This is a genomic window from Rhizobium bangladeshense, assembly GCF_001662075.1.
Lineage (GTDB): Bacteria > Pseudomonadota > Alphaproteobacteria > Rhizobiales > Rhizobiaceae > Rhizobium > Rhizobium bangladeshense_B.
Window position 1 is genome coordinate 82,568 of record NZ_LYPL01000004.1, and the last position, 17,754, is coordinate 100,321.

General features: G+C 61.7%; 17 protein-coding genes and 2 pseudogenes. 15 read left to right on the forward strand and 4 right to left on the reverse strand.

Annotation, left to right across the window (positions count from 1 at the left end):
* Positions 1 to 74 precede the first annotated feature (74 nt).
* The 9 genes and pseudogenes from A7X77_RS10265 (at position 75) to A7X77_RS10305 (ending at position 10,292) form a co-directional block, all read left to right on the forward strand.
* Positions 75 to 1,265 (forward strand): hypothetical protein, encoded by a 1,191-nt coding sequence (locus A7X77_RS10265; protein WP_064682847.1) that lies wholly within the window; start codon positions 75 to 77, stop codon positions 1,263 to 1,265.
* 96 nt (positions 1,266 to 1,361) lie between these two features.
* Positions 1,362 to 1,616: a DUF6117 family protein gene (locus A7X77_RS10270; RefSeq protein WP_064682848.1), complete on the forward strand. Its 255-nt coding sequence runs from the start codon at positions 1,362 to 1,364 to the stop codon at positions 1,614 to 1,616.
* A gap of 129 nt (positions 1,617 to 1,745) precedes the next feature.
* Positions 1,746 to 6,137 carry a strawberry notch family protein gene (locus A7X77_RS10275; protein ID WP_064682849.1) on the forward strand — a complete coding sequence of 1,464 codons (4,392 nt, stop codon included), beginning with the start codon at positions 1,746 to 1,748 and terminating at the stop codon, positions 6,135 to 6,137.
* A gap of 13 nt (positions 6,138 to 6,150) precedes the next feature.
* Positions 6,151 to 7,188, forward strand: coding sequence for a DUF7146 domain-containing protein (locus tag A7X77_RS10280; protein WP_064682850.1), 1,038 nt, complete (start codon positions 6,151 to 6,153; stop codon positions 7,186 to 7,188).
* A gap of 327 nt (positions 7,189 to 7,515) precedes the next feature.
* Positions 7,516 to 8,457, forward strand: coding sequence for a DUF2493 domain-containing protein (locus A7X77_RS10285; protein ID WP_064682851.1), 942 nt, complete (start codon positions 7,516 to 7,518; stop codon positions 8,455 to 8,457).
* Positions 8,458 to 8,538: 81 nt separating this feature from the next.
* Positions 8,539 to 8,799, forward strand: coding sequence for a type II toxin-antitoxin system Phd/YefM family antitoxin (locus A7X77_RS10290; RefSeq protein ID WP_027690650.1), 261 nt, complete (start codon positions 8,539 to 8,541; stop codon positions 8,797 to 8,799).
* A pseudogene (locus tag A7X77_RS10295) lies at positions 8,789 to 9,113 on the forward strand (hypothetical protein). The gene A7X77_RS10290 and the pseudogene A7X77_RS10295 overlap by 11 nt, the downstream one beginning before the upstream one ends.
* 466 nt (positions 9,114 to 9,579) lie before the next feature.
* A complete protein-coding gene (locus A7X77_RS10300) occupies positions 9,580 to 9,903 on the forward strand; it encodes a DUF736 domain-containing protein (protein ID WP_027690648.1) in 324 nt (107 codons plus the stop codon).
* A gap of 56 nt (positions 9,904 to 9,959) precedes the next feature.
* Positions 9,960 to 10,292 (forward strand): hypothetical protein, encoded by a 333-nt coding sequence (locus A7X77_RS10305; RefSeq protein ID WP_064682852.1) that lies wholly within the window; start codon positions 9,960 to 9,962, stop codon positions 10,290 to 10,292.
* Between the two features lie 64 nt (positions 10,293 to 10,356).
* Here A7X77_RS10305 and A7X77_RS10310 read toward each other — a convergent pair whose 3' ends face one another.
* Positions 10,357 to 10,635 (reverse strand): HU family DNA-binding protein, encoded by a 279-nt coding sequence (locus tag A7X77_RS10310; protein ID WP_064682853.1) that lies wholly within the window; start codon positions 10,633 to 10,635, stop codon positions 10,357 to 10,359.
* 412 nt (positions 10,636 to 11,047) lie between these two features.
* Here A7X77_RS10310 and A7X77_RS33455 point away from each other — a divergent pair, with 412 nt between their 5' ends.
* Positions 11,048 to 11,215, forward strand: coding sequence for a hypothetical protein (locus A7X77_RS33455; RefSeq protein ID WP_167378986.1), 168 nt, complete (start codon positions 11,048 to 11,050; stop codon positions 11,213 to 11,215).
* 201 nt (positions 11,216 to 11,416) lie between these two features.
* Here the strand turns inward: A7X77_RS33455 and A7X77_RS10315 are convergent, their stop codons facing one another.
* The gene (locus A7X77_RS10315) at positions 11,417 to 11,692 is read right to left on the reverse strand and encodes a WGR domain-containing protein (protein WP_064682854.1); all 276 of its coding nucleotides are present in this window, start codon (positions 11,690 to 11,692) and stop codon (positions 11,417 to 11,419) included.
* 505 nt (positions 11,693 to 12,197) lie between these two features.
* Here A7X77_RS10315 and A7X77_RS10320 point away from each other — a divergent pair.
* Positions 12,198 to 12,683 carry a hypothetical protein gene (locus tag A7X77_RS10320; protein WP_064682855.1) on the forward strand — a complete coding sequence of 162 codons (486 nt, stop codon included), beginning with the start codon at positions 12,198 to 12,200 and terminating at the stop codon, positions 12,681 to 12,683.
* Positions 12,684 to 13,752: 1,069 nt separating this feature from the next.
* On the opposite strand, the pseudogene A7X77_RS33855 reads toward A7X77_RS10320, so the two are convergent.
* Together A7X77_RS33855 and A7X77_RS10325 are read right to left on the reverse strand one after the other, a co-directional pair.
* A pseudogene (locus tag A7X77_RS33855) lies at positions 13,753 to 13,866 on the reverse strand (LysR family transcriptional regulator); the annotation flags it as partial.
* Positions 13,867 to 13,964: 98 nt separating this feature from the next.
* Entirely contained in the window at positions 13,965 to 14,147 is a 183-nt protein-coding gene (locus tag A7X77_RS10325) for a hypothetical protein (protein WP_029875109.1), read from the reverse strand.
* A gap of 668 nt (positions 14,148 to 14,815) precedes the next feature.
* Between A7X77_RS10325 and A7X77_RS33860 the strand changes: the two genes are divergently transcribed.
* From A7X77_RS33860 to A7X77_RS10345, 4 genes are all read left to right on the forward strand, one after another.
* Positions 14,816 to 15,310 carry a hypothetical protein gene (locus A7X77_RS33860; protein WP_245293724.1) on the forward strand — a complete coding sequence of 165 codons (495 nt, stop codon included), beginning with the start codon at positions 14,816 to 14,818 and terminating at the stop codon, positions 15,308 to 15,310.
* Positions 15,311 to 15,989: 679 nt separating this feature from the next.
* Positions 15,990 to 17,066 (forward strand): lytic transglycosylase domain-containing protein, encoded by a 1,077-nt coding sequence (locus tag A7X77_RS10335; protein WP_064682857.1) that lies wholly within the window; start codon positions 15,990 to 15,992, stop codon positions 17,064 to 17,066.
* A complete protein-coding gene (locus tag A7X77_RS10340; protein WP_064682858.1) occupies positions 17,066 to 17,425 on the forward strand; it encodes a TrbC/VirB2 family protein in 360 nt (119 codons plus the stop codon). The genes A7X77_RS10335 and A7X77_RS10340 overlap by 1 nt, the downstream gene beginning before the upstream one ends.
* A 2-nt stretch (positions 17,426 to 17,427) precedes the next feature.
* The gene (locus A7X77_RS10345) at positions 17,428 to 17,754 is read left to right on the forward strand and encodes a VirB3 family type IV secretion system protein (RefSeq protein ID WP_026154667.1); all 327 of its coding nucleotides are present in this window, start codon (positions 17,428 to 17,430) and stop codon (positions 17,752 to 17,754) included.

The following is a 17,754-nucleotide window of genomic DNA, read 5'->3' on the forward strand; positions in this document are numbered from 1 at the left end:
CCTTCCTCTTCCTCAAACATCACTCAACCTCGCCCGGCCGCCGTGCCGGGTTTCTGCTTTTAAGGAGATAGCTTATGACCACTCTCACTTCCAACAACCCGTCCGCCCGTTCCGCCTTCAAGGTCGATATCTCCCGCGGCGAGCGGATCGGCCGCGTTTCGTCGGAATGGTTTTCCCGTCCCGACGATGAACGCTTCCTGTCGCTGAGCGATCTCTACGACACCGTCCGGTCCCGAGCGGAGCGCGCCCATGCCCGAACGATCGAAAGCGCTGCGATCCGCGTCGAGGCAACGCGCGACAATGCGGAGCGGCTTGAGCTTGTTGTCCCAGGTCAGCGCCAAGCGATCGCACCGACCCACTGGAGCTACGGGCAGCTTTGCAGCCTGGTTGGCGCTCCGGCCACCTATATGCGGCAATTGCCCGCGCCGCTTGCTGCCATCAACCTGCAGCACGGTCTGCTCAACCATCGTGCCGAACTCGTCAAGACGCTTGAGATGGATGACGGTCGGCTGGAACTAAGGGCCGTGACCGGACCGGAATACGGTCGCATCTGGGATCACGAACTGGTCTCGTCGGTCATGAAGATCGCCGGTAATGGGACCGGCGACACGATGTGGAAAGTGCCGGGCGTCCTCGATTGGGCGACGATGACCCACAATCCCTTCGTCGACATCACCAAGGACACGACCACCCTTTACGCCAGCGACCGGGACGTTTTCCTGTTCCTGGTCGACGACACCCATCCGATCGAAGCCGGACGGCTGCCGAACGGTGAGCCCGACCTCTATTTCCGCGGCTTCTACGCCTGGAACTCGGAGGTTGGATCGAAGACGCTCGGTATCGCCTCCTTCTATCTGCGGGCGGTTTGCGCAAACAGAAATCTCTGGGGCACGGAGAATTTCGAGGAGATCACCATCCGCCATTCGAAGTTCGCCGCCCAGCGCTTTGCGCATGAGGCAGCGCCTGCGTTGACCAGCTTCGCCAATTCCTCACCGGCACCATTCATCGCCGGCATCAAGGCGGCACGGGAGCGGGTCGTCGCGCGCAAGGATGACGATCGCGAGACCTTCCTGCGTCGGCGGGGCTTCTCGAAGGGCGAGACCGGCAAGGTGATCGAGATGGTCCTGTCGGAGGAGGGGCGGCCGCCGGAGTCGGTCTTCGACTTCGTGCAGGGCATCACCGCGCTGGCGCGCACCAAGACCAATCAGGACACGCGTCTCGAACTCGAAGGCAAAGCGAAGAAGCTGCTGGAGAGTGCCTCCTGACGCGCCTCGAGACAGATCAAACTAGCCTCAACATCAACATCAACATCACCATCAGCCCGGCCCCGTGTCGGGCATTTCCGTTCATGGAGCACTGCAATGGCTCTCCCCGATTACGCACGCTTGAATTTCGATACGCTGCTTCGCGCCGCGTCCGACGGCAATCTCGCTCTCATGGAATGCCTTGATGCCGCGACCCGCGAGCCGCGTTACGTGCTTTGCGCCGTCGGCCGCAGTGAGGGCGAATACGCCTTCACGCCGTTTGGCCATCTTGCCGACGGCAATCCTTACGATGCCTATCTACCGCCCGATCCCGACGATCCGACTGGCTTCCTTGTAAGCCCGACGACCTAGACACTGACAATAGCCGGCGGTTTAAGCCGGCGATCCCCGATCCTGCCCTGGCTGCCCGATTTCGTTCCTCCGACCTTCGGCAGGACGCTGGGCTCCCCTGTTCTTTCCTCACTCTTGGAGCATCCTTCGATGAATATCATCTCGCATTCCCAGATCGTCTCCACCTCTCCACGTCCTGATATCAAAACGCGCACTGAAGCACTTATGGATGCTGGCGGTCAGATCACGCCGTTTCTGGAGCAAGGTAAAGTCCTCACCACAGCTGACCTGCGGCAAATTATGACCGAGGTTTTCGGCGGCAGCGACGCCGAGGGCGTCTGGCTCTGGAAGGAGGCCTATGAGGCGGCTGAGATCGCCCAGGTGCTGTTTCTGCGCAAATTCCGCGCGATCGTGTCCCGCACCCATTCGCCTCAATCGACGCTCGCGATGCTGACGAAAGTGGCAAACCTCATGCCGACCCATACACGCCGATCCGAGGAGAGCCAGGCACTACAGCAATTCTCGACGCCGATCCCGCTTGCCTACGTCGCAGCTCGTGCTGCCGGCATCATAGCCGCTGACGTGGTTCTCGAACCGTCGGCTGGAACCGGCCTGATGGCGATCTTTGCAGAACTCGCGAGTGCACGCCTGGCGCTCAACGAATACGCGGTGGTCCGGCACTCGCTGCTGGCGCGGCTCTTCGCCGGCGTTTCGGCCTCTCGACACGATGCCGCGCATATCGACGATTACCTCGACCGATCTATTCGGCCGACCGTGGTGCTGATGAACCCGCCTTTCTCAGCCGGCGTTCACGTGCAAGGTCGGGTGGCTGATGCTGCCTGGCGGCATCTGGCCTCCGCGTTCGCGCGGCTTGCTCCCGGTGGGCGGCTAGTCGCGATCACTGGCGCGAGCTTTTCTCCCGACGATCCCGCATGGCGGGACGCTTTCGTGCGGCTGCAGGAGAAGGGCACGGTGCTGTTCACCGCAGGGGTCGACGGTGGCATCTATGCCCGTCATGGAACGACGATGGAAACCCGGCTGATCGTGATCGACAAGATCCCAGCTGACGATACGTTGAAGCTGGTGACGTCGAAGGGTACAGCGCGCGATCTTGAAACACTGCTCACCTGGATCACCGGCCTTCCGCCCCGCGCGCCCGCGGCGGCGTCGAACTCCATCGGTGCGCTCTCCAACAGTAGCCTGCGATCGGAGACGATGCGTCCAGCAGCGGTTGCCGCACCGTTGCATCGTCCTGCGGTCGGCGGGCAGGCGAAGCCTTCACCGATGGCCCGCCCTGCACCCGTCGATGACGAGATCATCGAACTCTCCTACGAGCTGCGGGACGCTCAGCCGAAGGATGAATCAAACGCTGCTGACGGCATCTACGAGACCTACCGGCTGCAGTCGATCCACATTCTAGACGCAAAACCTCATCCTGACACGCTGGTGGAATCGGTTGCGATGGCCTCGGTCGCACCGCCGAAGCCGAACTATCGCCCGCACCTGCCGAAGCGCATCGTCACCAGTGGCGATCTCTCCGACGCCCAGCTCGAAAGTGTCATCTATGCCGGCGAAGCCCATTCCGGTTACCTCGCTGGCCACTGGAGCGTCGATGCCTCCTTCGACAATCTCAAGGCTGTGGCGCCCGACGCGGAGGATGCCGTTCGCTTTCGCCGGGGATGGTTTCTCGGCGATGGCACGGGCGCGGGAAAAGGCCGCCAGGCTGCCGGCGTCATTCTCGACAACTGGTTCAAGGGCCGCCGTCGCCACGTCTGGATTTCGAAGTCCGACAAGCTGATCGAGGACGCGCAGCGTGACTGGAGTGCGCTCGGGCAGGAAAAGCTGCTGGTGACCCCGCTGTCGCGCTTCCGCCAGGGCAAGGCGATCAAGCTGGAGGAGGGCGTCCTCTTCACGACCTTTGCGACGTTGCGCAGCGATGAGCGCGAGGGCAAGCGATCGCGGGTTCAGCAGATCGTCGACTGGCTCGGGAGTGATTTTGACGGCGTCATCGTCTTCGACGAAGGCCACGCCATGGCTAACGCTGCCGGCGGCAAGTCCGAGCGCGGCGACAAGGCGGCGTCGCAGCAGGGCAGGGCAGGCCTTCGTCTGCAGCGCGCACTGCCGGATGCCCGCGTCGTTTACGTTTCGGCGACCGGCGCATCGGAAGTCGAATCCCTTGCCTATGCCGAGCGCCTCGGTCTCTGGGGCAGCAGCGACTTTCCCTTTCCCACACGCTCCGAGTTCATTGCCGCGATCGAAGACGGCGGCGTCGCCGCCATGGAGGTTCTCGCAAGAGACCTGAAGGCGATGGGCCTCTACGCCTCCCGTTCGCTCTCCTTCGAAGGCGTGGAATACGAGATCCTCGAGCACGAGTTGACCGAGGAACAGGTTCGCATCTACGACTCCTATGCTGAGGCCTTCCAGGTCATCCACAATCACCTCGACGCCGCGATGGAGGCATCCGGTATAACCGGCAAATCCGGGACATTGAACAAAAACGCTAAGGCGGCCGCACGCTCGGCCTTCGAAAGCTCGAAGCAGCGCTTCTTCAATCATCTTCTGACGTCGATGAAGACGCCGGCCCTTCTCAAAGCGACCGCTTCAGATCTGAAAGAGGGTCACGCTGCGATCGTCCAGCTCGTCTCGACGGGCGCGGCTTTGACCGAGCGCCGGCTGGCACAGATCCCGACCGAGGAATGGGGCGATCTGCAGGTCGACGTGACGCCGCGGGAATATGTCATCGACTATTTGATGCACTCCTTCCCGGTGCAGCTCTTCGAGGAATTCTCCGACGCCGAGGGCAATCTCAGCTCGCGGCCGGTTCATGACGCGGACGGGAACCCTGTCATCTGCCGGGAGGCCGAACGGCGTCGCGACGAACTGGTCGAAACCTTAGGTAGCCTGCCGGCGATCCCGACGGCCCTCGACCAGATCGTTCAGCATTTCGGCACCAGTAAGGTCGCCGAGATCACCGGCCGCTCGCGCCGCATCGTCCGCCGTGAGGACAGCACGTCCATCGCCCGCTATGCGGTGCAGAGCCGGCCGGGCAGCGCCAATCTCGACGAGGCCCGCGCCTTCATGGACGACGACAAAGACATTCTCGTCTTCAGCGACGCCGGCGGGACCGGCAGATCCTACCACTCGGATCTCGCCGCCAAAAATCAGCGCCTGCGTCTTCACAATCTTCTGGAGGCAGGTTGGCGCGCCGACGTGGCGATCCAGGGGCTCGGGCGCAGCCATCGCACCAATCAGAAGCAGCCGCCCCGGTTCCGGATGATCGCCACCAACGTCAAGGCCGAACGGCGCTTCCTCTCGACCATCGCCCGGCGTCTCGACACGCTCGGCGCCATCACCCGTGGCCAGCGTCAGACCGGCGGACAGGGGATGTTTCGCAGCGAGGACAATCTCGAATCCCAATATGCCCGCGACGCGCTGCGGCAATTCTATGGATTGCTGCATGCCGGTAGGATCGAAGGCTGCTCGCTGGAAACGTTCGAAAGCATCACCGGCCTGTCGCTGACATCAGAGGAGGGCGGATTGAAGGATGAGTTGCCGCCGATCCAGACCTTCCTCAATCGCATGCTGGCACTGACCATCGCCATGCAGAACGTGCTGTTCGGGGCCTTCGAGCAGCTGCTGGCCGCCCGCATCGAAGGGGCTATTGCCGCCGGGATCTATGACAAGGGCTTGGAGACGATCACGGCCGACAGCATGACAATCGCCGAGCGGCGGCTGATCTATACGCATCCGGTCACCGGCGCGCAGTCGCACCTCTTGACCATGAAGCGCAGGGATCGCAACCCACCGATGCAGCTCAAGGACGTTCAGAGTCTTGTAAGGCAGGATCCGCGCGCGAAGCTGATGATTAACGGCAAGTCGGGGCGGCCGGCGGTGATGGTGCCGACCCGTTCGATCATGCTGGTCGATGGCTCGGTCCAGCCGCGCGTGTCGCTGATCCGGCCGATGGACGAGCTCCAGTTCGAGACCCGCCAGCTTGAAGAGACGTCCTGGGAGGAAGCCGACGAACAGGCCTTCGCCCTTGCCTGGAATACCGAGGTCGCCGCCGTGCCGGAATTCTCGACGTCGGTAATGCATATCGTCAGCGGACTGCTCCTGCCGATCTGGAAACTGCTGCCGCAGGATTTCTGCCGCATTCGTCGTCTGCAGACGGATGACGGCGAGCAGATCGTCGGCCGCGTCATCGCGCCCGACCGGCTGGCCGGCCTTTGCCGCAACTTCGGGATCGATCAGACGCAAGTATTGAGCGGCGACGAAGTCTGGACGGCGCTGGTCGACGGATCGTCGATCGTCGGCCTTGCCGGTGACATGACGCTCCGCCGCGTCCGCGTCATGAACGAGTACCGAGTCGAACTAACCGGCTTTACCGACGGCATGCGCGACTGGCTGCGGTCGATCGGTCTGTTCTCGGAGATGATCAGTTGGAAGCTGCGCTTCTTCGTGCCGGTGACAGATGGAGGCACGGAGATCCTGTCGAAGCTGATGCAGCGTCATCGCCTCGTCGATGTCGCGCGCCGGTCCTGATGGAGGCCTGCCCATGCTGTCCGCCTCCGATCTGGCGGGCCGTCTCGCGCAAGACGCGGAGGCGGTCTGCCGTCACTATCTTTCCGCCGGCCGCCGCGCCGGCAACTACTGGCTCGTCGGCAATGTCGCCAACAACAAGGGCCGGTCGCTCTACGTGCATCTGGCCGGCCCGCGCGCTGGCCGGTGGACGGATGCGGCGACCGGTCAGTTCGGTGACCTGCTCGATCTCGTCCGCGAGACCTGTGGCCTCGTGGACTTCCGGGACGTTGCCGAGGAGGCGCGTCATTTTCTGAGCCTGCCCCAGCCCGAACCGGTGTCGGACCTCAGGGGCGACGTAAGTGACGCCTCTCCGGTCGAGCGGCCGGCGACAGAGCGGGCACGACGGCTGTTTCGAATGACGCAGCCGTTGGCGGGTACGCTCGCCGACATCTATCTGCGCGAACGCGGCATTCTGCGGGCGTTCACCCATGGTGCGCTCCGTTTCCATCCGTCCTGCTATTATCGCGATCTCATCACTGCTCGGACGACCAGCTTTCCGGCTCTCATTTCGGCAGTGACCGATGCGGCCGGAGCCATCACCGGCGTGCACCGCAGCTGGCTCGATCCCGATGGCGTCGGCAAGGCCAAGGTGGACGATCCGCGCCGTGCTCTCGGTGGGTTGCTCGGTAATGGCGTCCGTTTCTGCTATCCAGTTACCGATCCTGTACCGGTCCTGGCAGCGGGCGAGGGCATCGAGACCATGCTGTCCCTCTCACATGTGATGCCCGGCATGCCGATGGTCGCGGCACTCACGGCCAATCACCTCGCGGGCTTCCACTTCCCGCCCGGATGCCGGCGTATCTATATCGCGGCCGACGCGGATGCCGCAGGCCGGCATGGGGTCGAGGGGTTGAGCCGACGGGCGCAGGCGCACGGGATCCTGCCGTTGGTGCTGTCGCCGGAACTCGGCGACTTCAACGATGATCTTCGCTGGTTGGGGGCGGACCGGCTGACCGCAAGCCTCAAGGCTCAACTCACTCCGGAAGATGCGGTGGCCTTCCTGACCGCCTGAAGCTGGCCGCAAAGGCTGGGGGAGGGGCCGGCGACGGCATCGGCGAAGGGCGGTCCATTGGTCTTATTCCGGATTGGCGCGCGCCCGCGGGCCTGCCGAGAGGCGACCCTTACCACGCGGGCCTCCGGCCTTCAGCGGGTCAGTCGGGTTTCTTCCCCTGCCGGTCCGCAGGCGCGGCCCGTCATTCCTCGCGGATCAAGAAACCCTCTTGTCCCCGCCCGGCGCTTCGCTGGGCCGCTGCGCTTCACTCGCGGTTCCGGCCTCGGCCCGCGTGACCGGGTTCGCCGTCAGGCCGCGAGAGGCGCGGCCCACCGAACGGAGACCACCATGGACCTGATCCTTCACCCCGACGACGGCGTCGAGCCCCACCACGCTTCCTCCCCGACCGACCGCTTCATCTACGAGATGCAGGTCTACGGCTATCGCCCCTTCCAGGACGAGCCCGACCCGCGGCCATTGCCGGAGGAACCGCAGGTCCAGTCATCGATCACCACGATCTTCGACGCCCTCGCCGAAATGCTCGGCAACACCCGCCTGGAGCCCGATCTCGAAGACCTGTTCTGGTCGATCCCTAATCTCTTCCATCGCGCCGGCGAGCGCATCCAGCGTGAGCTCGACCGCAACGAGGAAGCGCAGCGCACCGGCCAGCGTGAGCAGGACGGCTCGGAGGTGAAGAGTGTCGAGCTCGAACGCCTCATTGCCGAGGGCATCACGCTCTTGGAACGCAGGAATAGCTTCGAGTTCATGCGCGACTATGCCGCCGACCTGTTCGAGGCGCAATCCGGATCGTCCTGGCGGCCGCGCACCGGCTCGAAGGTCAACCACATCAACATGACGGCGGCGATGATCGACAGCCGGGACTTCCTCTCCGCTCGACGCCGCGCCGAGACCGAGGTGCTGATCCCCGCCGGCACCAAGATCGCGTTCTCTGGCGGCATGGACTATAACGACCATGAGCGGATTTGGGCCAAGCTCGATCAGGCGCATGCGAAGTATCCTGACATGGTATTGCTGCACGGCGGCTCGCCGAAAGGCGCCGAACGGATTGCTGCATGCTGGGCTGAAGCCCGCAAGGTGACGCAGATCACCTTTAAGCCGAATTGGACGAAACACGCCAAGGCCGCACCGTTTCGGCGCAATGACGATATGCTGTCGGTCATGCCCGCCGGATTGATCGTCTTTCCCGGAAACGGCATCACAGGCAATCTCGCCGACAAGGCACGCCGGCTCGGCATTCCGGTCTGGCAGGCTTCAGGAGACGGCGCGTGAGCGCCGTCTTCCCGGATACATGGAAAAGATGGAAAACATGGGAAAATGGATTATATGGGAATCGAAGTGGAGATCTTTGCGATGAAGCAGTTCACGACAGGCGACCTCAACAAGCAGATCGGCGACGTTACCGATGCGGCAAGCCGCGAGCCGGTTGTTCTGACTCGCCACAAGAAGCCTCGCTTCGTGCTGATGAGCTACGATCACTATGAGCGCATGCGCACCGGCGGGGACCCGCGCCGCGCCTTTCATATCTCGGAAATGCCCGCCGAGCATGCGGAACTGTTCGACGAGGCGCTCGATCGGCTGGCGCATGGCGAAGGCTACGACGATGAGCCGTGAATTCCGACCCGGCGAGGTCATCTCCTATCCCTACCTCTGGGCCTGGCAGCAGCAACGCGGTGAGACCGAAGGCCGCAAGCAGCGTCCCGTCTGCGTCGTCGTCGCCATCCGCAATGCCGCCGATGGATACCCATCTGGCGCTTCTCGCCATCACCACCCAACCGCCGCAAATGGGTCGCGCCTCATTGGAGATCCCGGACATCGAGCCCGGTCAGGATATCCTCGGCCGCTTCAGCAAGTCCTTCATGGTGAAGATCGCCAGACTGTTTGCCGAGGCGCGCGGCCGAACCGGCCGGGTCAACCGCCCCGACTGAGACTTGCCGCATCCCCGCCGCCCTCCGAAGCGACATCTCTTGAAATCACGTCCGTCACGTGGTCCTGCTCCGCAGAACTGCAGTCGCGTCAGGAGAGGCCTGCGGTTCGAGCGTGATGCCGACCGAAGCCGTCTCTGACGGTGAGGATGGGATCGGGACGGTGCTGATCTCTCGCGTCGCGTCCGACTAGTTGACGGCCAGCGTCCGTTGACCCGAACACCACCGACGCATGTCACGCGTGCGGTACTCGGCGGGGCCACATCCGGCAACCAAGGCGAGGTCTCCTGCCGACGTCGCAATCAAGGACCATTCCCGTTCTCTATGTCGCCTTTCTAAGGGACCGGCCGCGATCAGCGTCAACCCCGCAAGGGGGTTTCCCTTCGCTACGCTGCGGTGACGCCTGCGGCGCAGCCCCTTCTTCGGGCGCCATCGGGAATGGTCCCGATGCAACGAAGGAGACAATCCCATGGCTACCACGATCGCAACCCTCACCGAAAAGACCGACGGCACTCTCGAAGGCGTCTTCGCCACCATCCGGGTCAACGCGCCGATCGCCCTCGTCCCGAACACCAACAAGGCGAGCGAAGAAGCCCCGGACTACCGCATCATCCACCGTAAGACCGGCTTTGAGATCGGCGCAGGCTGGAACCGCGTCTCCCGCCAGACCGGCGAAGAATACATCTCCACGAAGCTCGAAGCGCCCGAGATCGGCGTGATCTTCGGCAACGTCGCCCCAGCGCCCGGCGGCGAGCCCGGCAAGAAGGTCATCCTCTGGAACAGCCCGGCCTGAACCGGACCGCCGGCCCCGAAATCGGGGCCGGCCTCCCCATTCCAAAGGAGGCCGCCATGAGCCGCTACACAATTGCCGTCACCAGGACCGCACTCCGCCACGCCGACCCGAATGCCATTATCGGCTATGACCGCCCGCTTCAGACGTTCTTCCTCCAGGCATTTCCGGATGCCAGTGGCGAGGATCTCGAACTCTGGCTTGGCACGGACTTCCGGGAGTTCGAAACACTGTCACAACTGCGGTCCGCAGCAATCGCACGCGGTTTTGACTTCATACCCTTGGCATCCGGCATTCTTCACAAGCTGCTGGAAGACCATGCCCGCGAAGCGCATCACGCGGTCAGCGACACGATCATCCAGGATCTTCTCAACGGAACATCCGCCCTCTGACGCAAACCCAAAACGAAAATAGCCCGGCACGGCGCCGGGCTATTTTTTTGCTTGGCTGAGAAGATCACTTGTTCAGCGCATCCTTCAATGCCTTGGCCGGGGTAAAGGCTAACTTTTTGGCCGCGGCAACCTTGATTGTCGCGCCGGTCGACGGGTTGCGTGCCTCGCGCTCGGGTGTCGACTTCACCTTGAACTTGCCGAAGCCGGGGAGGGACGTCTCGTTGCCGGCAACGGCTGCCTCGGTGATCGATGCAATCACCGCTTCGACGATCGCCTTTCCCTGGGCCTTGGTGAGGCTGTGTTGGCCGGCGATCTTGTCGGCGATTTCATTGGTTGTGGTCATTTTCTTCTCCGCATCAACGTTAATGCGAGAATCCCTGACAGGGGATCAAAGCGCTGTCATCGACGCACCGCGTCAAGATCAACGATTTGCCCATTTTTCCACAACTACCAAGGACTTTGAGCCATCACCGTGGGTCTGCATGGTGGATCCGCAAGCGGGCATCGAGCCCGCTTGCGGATCTCTGGTGCCATACCTGAGGGAATGTCTGCTCAGTTCGGCCGAGGATGCCATGGCGGCATGAAGGCCTCAAGGACGAGCGGTCCCCCCAAATTTCAGGCCCGGACCTGCGGCCCGAACCAGAAATTCGGCTCCCCCACTCGCCGGCTCCGCCGGTCGCTCTGCGATCCTTGACCCCTCCATCCCGCCATGACCGGAGCGCTTGTCTTTCACAAACGTCAAGGAGACGACGACAATGACAAACGAACTGGATCGGACCATCGTGGAACTGCAGGCCGAGTTGCGGAACGCGCACCCGGACGAACGTCGTCAGATCGAGGCGGAGCTCGAGCTGGCACTGGCCGAGCGCGAGGTCCTGGCGGCAGAAGAGGAAGGCCGCCTCAGCGCCGAGCCACCCTTTTGAGGGTGGCTTTCGCCATGTCGCCTGGACCGACGCGCCGGATCGACCGGCGCTTCAGGCCCGAAGCATCGCTTCGCCATCGGCACGTGCCAGATCCTGCGGTGTTTCCTAAGGAAACGGCGAAAGCGGTCGGACACCACCACTCCTGTTTCGATCCCATGCCAATCGACATGAGGATGCATCCGCCCCACGGCACTCCCTTCGCTATCGATCACCCGACGCATCTTGCCGTATATGCGGTTTCGGCCTGTATCCGCGCGACCGCCTCTTTCGCAAAAGCTGAAGGAAGAGCCTGACTGCCTCTTCCTCCCGCGTGAAATGATGTTCCCGCCTTTGACCTCTGGCGCCGATACGACCCCACCGGCGGATGAGACAGGCCTCGCCGAACAGGTTGGGCTCGATCGACATGGCATAGTAGCGGGCCATGTTTTTCGAAGCGTCGGTGCGTTCGACATAGAGCTGGTAGCGTTGCGCAATCATCACACGGAGAATCGGGTAAGGCCGACTTGGCGTCCAACGACATATTTGAATCGGTCGGTCTCGATTGATTCATGCTGATGATGGGTTGCCAGCCGATGATCCGGGCGAGCCGCCTGCGGCGGACGGTGCTATTCGCTCTCGCTCACGGAGCCCGCAAGCGGTCTCCGCCCTTCGGGTCACGCCCCTCTCGCGCCTGCTGCTCCGGCGGCGCGAAGTCTCCGCGATGGTGGACGAGGATAGACTGCATGGCCGGCTGGACGCCGGATACGGACACGGCGCCTGGCGGCGCCGTGGTCTATCTCTCTCTCTGACGTCCCATTGTGCACCCGCCACTCCGGCGTCAAGGACTGCGCGGCCCCTCCAATTTTCAGTCGCCGTCCCTTCGGGCCATCACCAGAAAATCGGTTCCTCCGCTTGCCGCCGCTGGCGGTCGCGTCCGCGATCCCTGACCCCTCGCGGCTACGGTGCGGCCTCCTTTCGTCAGAGACGGAAAGGAGACACTACAATGTCCAATGACTGGTACTACGTCCATCAGCTCGCAGTGCTTGCGGGCTTCAGGCTCACCGTCCTCGCAAATCGCTTGGGTTGCGAAGATGAATTCCTATTGGAACTGCATGACAAGCTGAGCGAGGGACTGGCATGTGCAATTGCGCGGGTGCAATCCATCACGGCACTGGAGCGCCAGCTTGCCAACGAGCCGGACGAGGGAGGCCTCGCCGCTTTCCAGCTTCACGGCGAAGAGGAATGGCTTGCCCGTTTCCGGATCACGCTGCTTGATCATCTCGAAATCGACGTCGACACTCACGAGTACCGTGTGAACGGCGGCGACTGGCACTATGCGCTCGCGGCCGATTGCGACGGCATCGAGATCAGTTATCCGAGCCTTGTCGCCCTCACCGACGCCGAGTTGGGCACGCTCGCCCCGATCATGCGCGCCATCCGCAGCGAGGCGGGCATTGGTATCAGCATCGCCCGTGTCATCTACGGTTGATGCGCCGGCGAGGGGCGGCTACGGCCGTCTCTCGCCTTTTCTGCTGGCTTGACCGCTCGCGGGCGTCGAGCCTGCGCGCGGTCTTGAGGGGAGGGACTTGCCGCCTCTCCCCTCAACTCCTCTCTCCCTGTGGTGCGGGTTGAGACCCGCCCGGCCCGTCGGGCCGGTAGGCGGACGCTGCCGCGACTTCCCCAAACAAGACGGAGAGGACGAGTACCTTGCGCTGCGCCCTCCTGCTTCGGGCATCCGCTCCAGGTGCGCGTCCACTCCTGCGGTGCGCTCGCCGTCTCATCGTTCGCATGTCGTCGAGGCCGTTCCCTCCGGTCACGGTCCTCTCGACTGCTCACGACGACGGCTTGCTTCAGCATCTCTCAAGAAATCTGTCCGGCCCACTGTGCTGTTCCTCCGGCGCGGATCACAGGCAATGAGCCCGTGATCGCTGTTGCTTTGTCTGGCGACTCGCAACAGCATCGGCGCCTCGGGCACGGTGGGCCAGACAGATTTCTTGAGAGATGGCAGGATAGGCTAACGGTATACCATTAGCCGTTTTCGCCCGAGGGGCGATTGCCGAGAGGCGTGATCAGTGCCGGAATCTGTCACCGCTTATTCGCAGGCGTAGGGTCTGCCCGGACATGGACTTGGTCCTGGTAGAGTTCGTTCGGCGGCAGAAAGAGGCACCTCCTCACGGCGCCACCTTGAATCGTTAGTCGGTGAATCGGCGGGCGGGCAATTCCCCCGTTTCGCCAATCGGTAGAAGAGAGATCCGGCGTTCTCGCGTTTCGGCGGTTGGGCTGGTCGGTGGAGCAGCGAATAGGTTCGTCCGCGATTGTGCGGCTGGGATAATGGGCGATGGGGTGCTTCGCCAACTCCGCGCATCGGCGAACCGGCGATGGCGTTTATTACTCATCGACGATTTCGGCGAATAGGTGGTTGAGCAAAGCGGCGTTTTGCGGATTGCGCGTATGAGCCGGTAGATGATTTCGCGAATCCGCGGTTCGGCGATTGCGCTGATGAGCGATCTTGCGAATGATGTCTCGGCTACTTTTAGCGGGGAGGCTCTTACCTGCCATTTGCCAACGTAAGCCGCCAGTTCATCGGGCATTTCGTTGGGAACCGTCTGCTTGAGAAATTGCAGGAAAGCTGCCAGGCGTGCGCTGAGCAGTCGTCGCGACGGATAGATCGCCGACAGTGCGAACTCAGATCATCAGCAGGTGCGGGTTCAAGACCTCGTTTGTGCGTGGCTGCGGGTGAGGCAAACGACCTTACGGCGAGCCTCGGTCTTCAACACGAGTCTTTCAGATGGTATGCCGCCCGATCAGAGGAGTCCCTGTCCGAGCGATGGAGGTTGATGATCCGAGCGGCATCTTTGAGGCTTATCCCGTGCTTCTTGGCGAAGTAGTCGACGTCATACGGATCGGAAATCTTCTTGCGTGTCTCCTGCTCGATTTGTTGACGTCGCTGCATAGAATCTCCTGAACTGATTGAGGGAAGGGTTCATGCAACGATGGCTGCTTCGTCGTTGTTTGACGATAGTGAATGCTATTCAGCAATCATCTTGGAGGCAGTTCCTGGCTGGCTGTGGCAGCGAAGACTCTGCCGCGTCAGCGGGAGGGACCGCTTCATCGGGTTTTGGTGCTTCCATTGATGTGGGCGGCGCCCCTTGCTCAATATAACCCTCATGCGTCGGATGTTGCGGCAGGTCGTCTCCGCAGCATTTGAAGCCCTCAGGCGGCCTCATCTGGTTGATAAAATATTATACTGGAGTATAAGTATAGCTCGCTGCGCGAGGGGTAAGGTCGGAGATCAGAACACCACCTGCGCGCCCTCTACGCTGTTAACAACCGGGTCTGCATCTGACACACAATCGATCCCTACTGACGAAGGAATGGTACAAAGTTCCGATATCCATCGATTGCCCGGGCTGCGGCGCACAGACCCGGTCCGCCGGCATTGTCGTCGGACCATCGAGCCTCGTCAACGCTGCCGACAGCTCTGAGAACGATGTTCTGAAGCGGCCATGGACACCGCTTGATGCCTTCGCATTCGTCGAGTCGCTCGGTGGTCGAACGAAGAATGTCGAGCAGTTCATTGTCAACCGCTTTCACAACGCGTTCAAATTCAGGAACGATCACTTGCTGGCGATCTGCCAGCACTGCGGGGAGAGTCTTTCACCTGCCGCTACCCGCTCTGTCGCCATGAACGGCTTTGTCCGCCTTGGGCAGAGACGTCTGCTGATCAACGAACGGATGCTGCTCTTCGCATCGCACGTTGTTTTGACGGAATTCCATGGCGGCACGTCAATCGAGGAAAGCGGCCTGCCGCATCCAGATTACGCGCTCATGCTGATCTGCGATGCGGAAAGCACAGGCGGCGAAACCGGTACCGTCGAACTGTGGCACAGCATCGCGCGTAATGACTACGCCATCACTGTGAAAGGTCACGAAGGTCGGGAGATTTGCCGTGACACCCTCCATGATGACCTCGCCGTCGTAGTGGCCACTGTTTCCAATCTCGGACTGGTCCTGACGCAGCTCCATCTGGCACAGCCATCATCACCCTACTGCCGGCTTGCCCGTGATCTCTTCCTCGAAACCCTTGCCCATGCCGGATATCGGCAGGAAAATTAGAAAGCAACACGATGCGGATTTCCAAAACGCGATCGGGATCTTTGGCTATATTGATCCTGTTGTCCGGATGTGGCGACCTGACACACCCAACGCGACCGCTGCCCCCAGTCCCATTTGCTTACCTCAGCCTCACCGCTTGCAGAGCCTATGCCAGCAATATCGTCGAGTGCCAGCTTGAGTATGGTACACGGTTTGGACGCCAACGCCTCGGTCCTGTCCAGCAGACGGGTCTTAATATCAGTCGCGGTGACAGCCGCTATCAGGTCGCGTCCTGCTATCCGGTCTCGAGGATCCAGAGGGAATTGCCCAATTTCGTCTGCCGAATCTATGAGCCTCGATCAGGAACGGATGTCAGTCCGGTGTTGATCAAAGGAGGCACTGCGGTGCGCTTAGCGCGTGTTCTGGGCGATCGCGAACAGATCCAATATCGCTGGATGCCAGATAAATGGTCGCGGCTAGACGACTGAATTTGCTCAGGAAAAGAGCGCCCCGCCATCGCTATCGCTGCCGATAATTATACCGGAGTGAAATTTTAAGGTTGATTTCCGTAACGGAATGCAGTTCAAAATCTTATACCGCAGTATAATTATGAACTGGTTCGGCCATGAAACGAATCCCACTTCCGCCTGTGAAAACACCGCAAAAGGCATGGTCGCGAAGCACGCTGTGGGTTGCTGGAATGTCGACAATTCTGCTCACCGGTTTCGCTTCCAACTCCGGCGACAGCGGTCTGCCCTTCTATTCAGGAACGCCTGCTCACGCTGTTGGGCCTGGCGGTATCACGACTGAGAAGGTGGGGAGAGTGGCAGCCCGGTTGAACCCAATCGCCGGGTCAAGTCTGGCCGCTGCAGCCAAGCAGCCGCCACAGCCGACAATCGATTGGGTCAGCTTCAGCCAGCGCTTTGACGCGCCGAACGATGAACGTCCGATTGGTGCCAGTGCTCTCCCATTGGAAAAGGTTGAAGAGTTTGATAACCGGCGTGCGGGTTTACCAGGAGAAGCGGCTGATACTGCGAATGCACGGCGCGATCGCACCGTGCATTCGCCAATCGGCGTCTTCTCTTTCGACCAGAGGCCAGCCACACCGGTCATTGATCCGGCGGCCGAACCAAACTCGGATGCCAAACAGTCGTTGGCGCCGCCTCGAGCTGATCTGCTTTCCGGCATTCCCGAAGAATATGCAAAACTGGCAGTGACGATCGCCGCTGCGGAAGAGGTTGACCCGAACTGGGTGCTCTCGATCATGCGGGCCGAAAATGCGAGCTACGATCCACGCCTCGTCAGTCCTGCCGGTGCCGTCGGTTTGATGCAGGTGATGCCGCGGATCGGCGCAGCCTTTGGTGCGAATGATCTCACCGATCCCGAACAGAATATCCGCGCCGGCACTCGATTCCTCCGTGTTCTCATCGACAAGTATCGCAATCCTGTGCTTGTCGCCTCTGCTTATAATGCCGGTGAGCCTCGTGTCGATCTTCGCCACTCCTTGCCGCTGATCCGGGAAACCGCGGACTATGTCACGCGTGTCGTCGGGTTCTACGTTGGCGCGGTGGCGACCGCTACGGGCATGCATGGCGGCCTGTTAGTTCCGTCGGAATCCGGCTCGAAGCGCCGGGCAGGAACTGCCGACCGCGCGAAGTCGCCGATGCTTGTTTTTTCTGTTGCAGATCCGCTCACAGCGGCGAACCGCTCCCCCCAGGAAGACGGACCGACCCACGTTGGCGGTCCGGTTAAAATCGTCAAGGAAGAGGTGCATTGATGAATGTAATCGCAATGGCAGTCCTTTATGCCGGCGTCGCCTGGCGTTCGAGGGCAAAACGCAAGTGGGTCGGCAATGCCGCGATGGTGTTGGCGACCAGCCTGATCCTGCTTGTCAGCCAGTTCGAACCAGCGGCGGCGCAGAACCTTGATGCGCTGCAAAATGCCGCTGACCGGCTGGTGCAGTTCTTTACCGGCCCCTTCGGCCGCTCGGTCGGAGCGATCGCCTTCATCGGCATGTTTCTGGCCGCAGCCTTCGGATACTGGTCCTGGGGCGCCCTTCTTCGGGTCGGGGGAAGCCTTGCCGGCATGTTTGCTGCCGCCGAACTGGTCGACTTCCTCGCTGGCAGTGGATCGTAATCATGGCGGCATTCAGCGGCAACACCGACGGCGGGGACGACTACATCGAATGCCATCCGGTCATCCTCGCTCTGACACGGCCGCCGACGGTCATGGGGATCCCTTACACATACTTTCTGGCGGAATGCTTCATCTCGCTGATGGTGTTCATGATCTTAGGCTCGATCCTTTGGTTCCCGGTCTCCTTCGTGATCCTTCACAGCATTCTCTATGTGCTGACGGTGAAGCTCGACCTGTGGTTTTTCGAGATCGTTGGACGCCTCAGCATGTGCGGCGTCAATCCTCTGGGTCGAAGGCTCGGCGGTGGCATCAGGACCTATGGGGCGTGA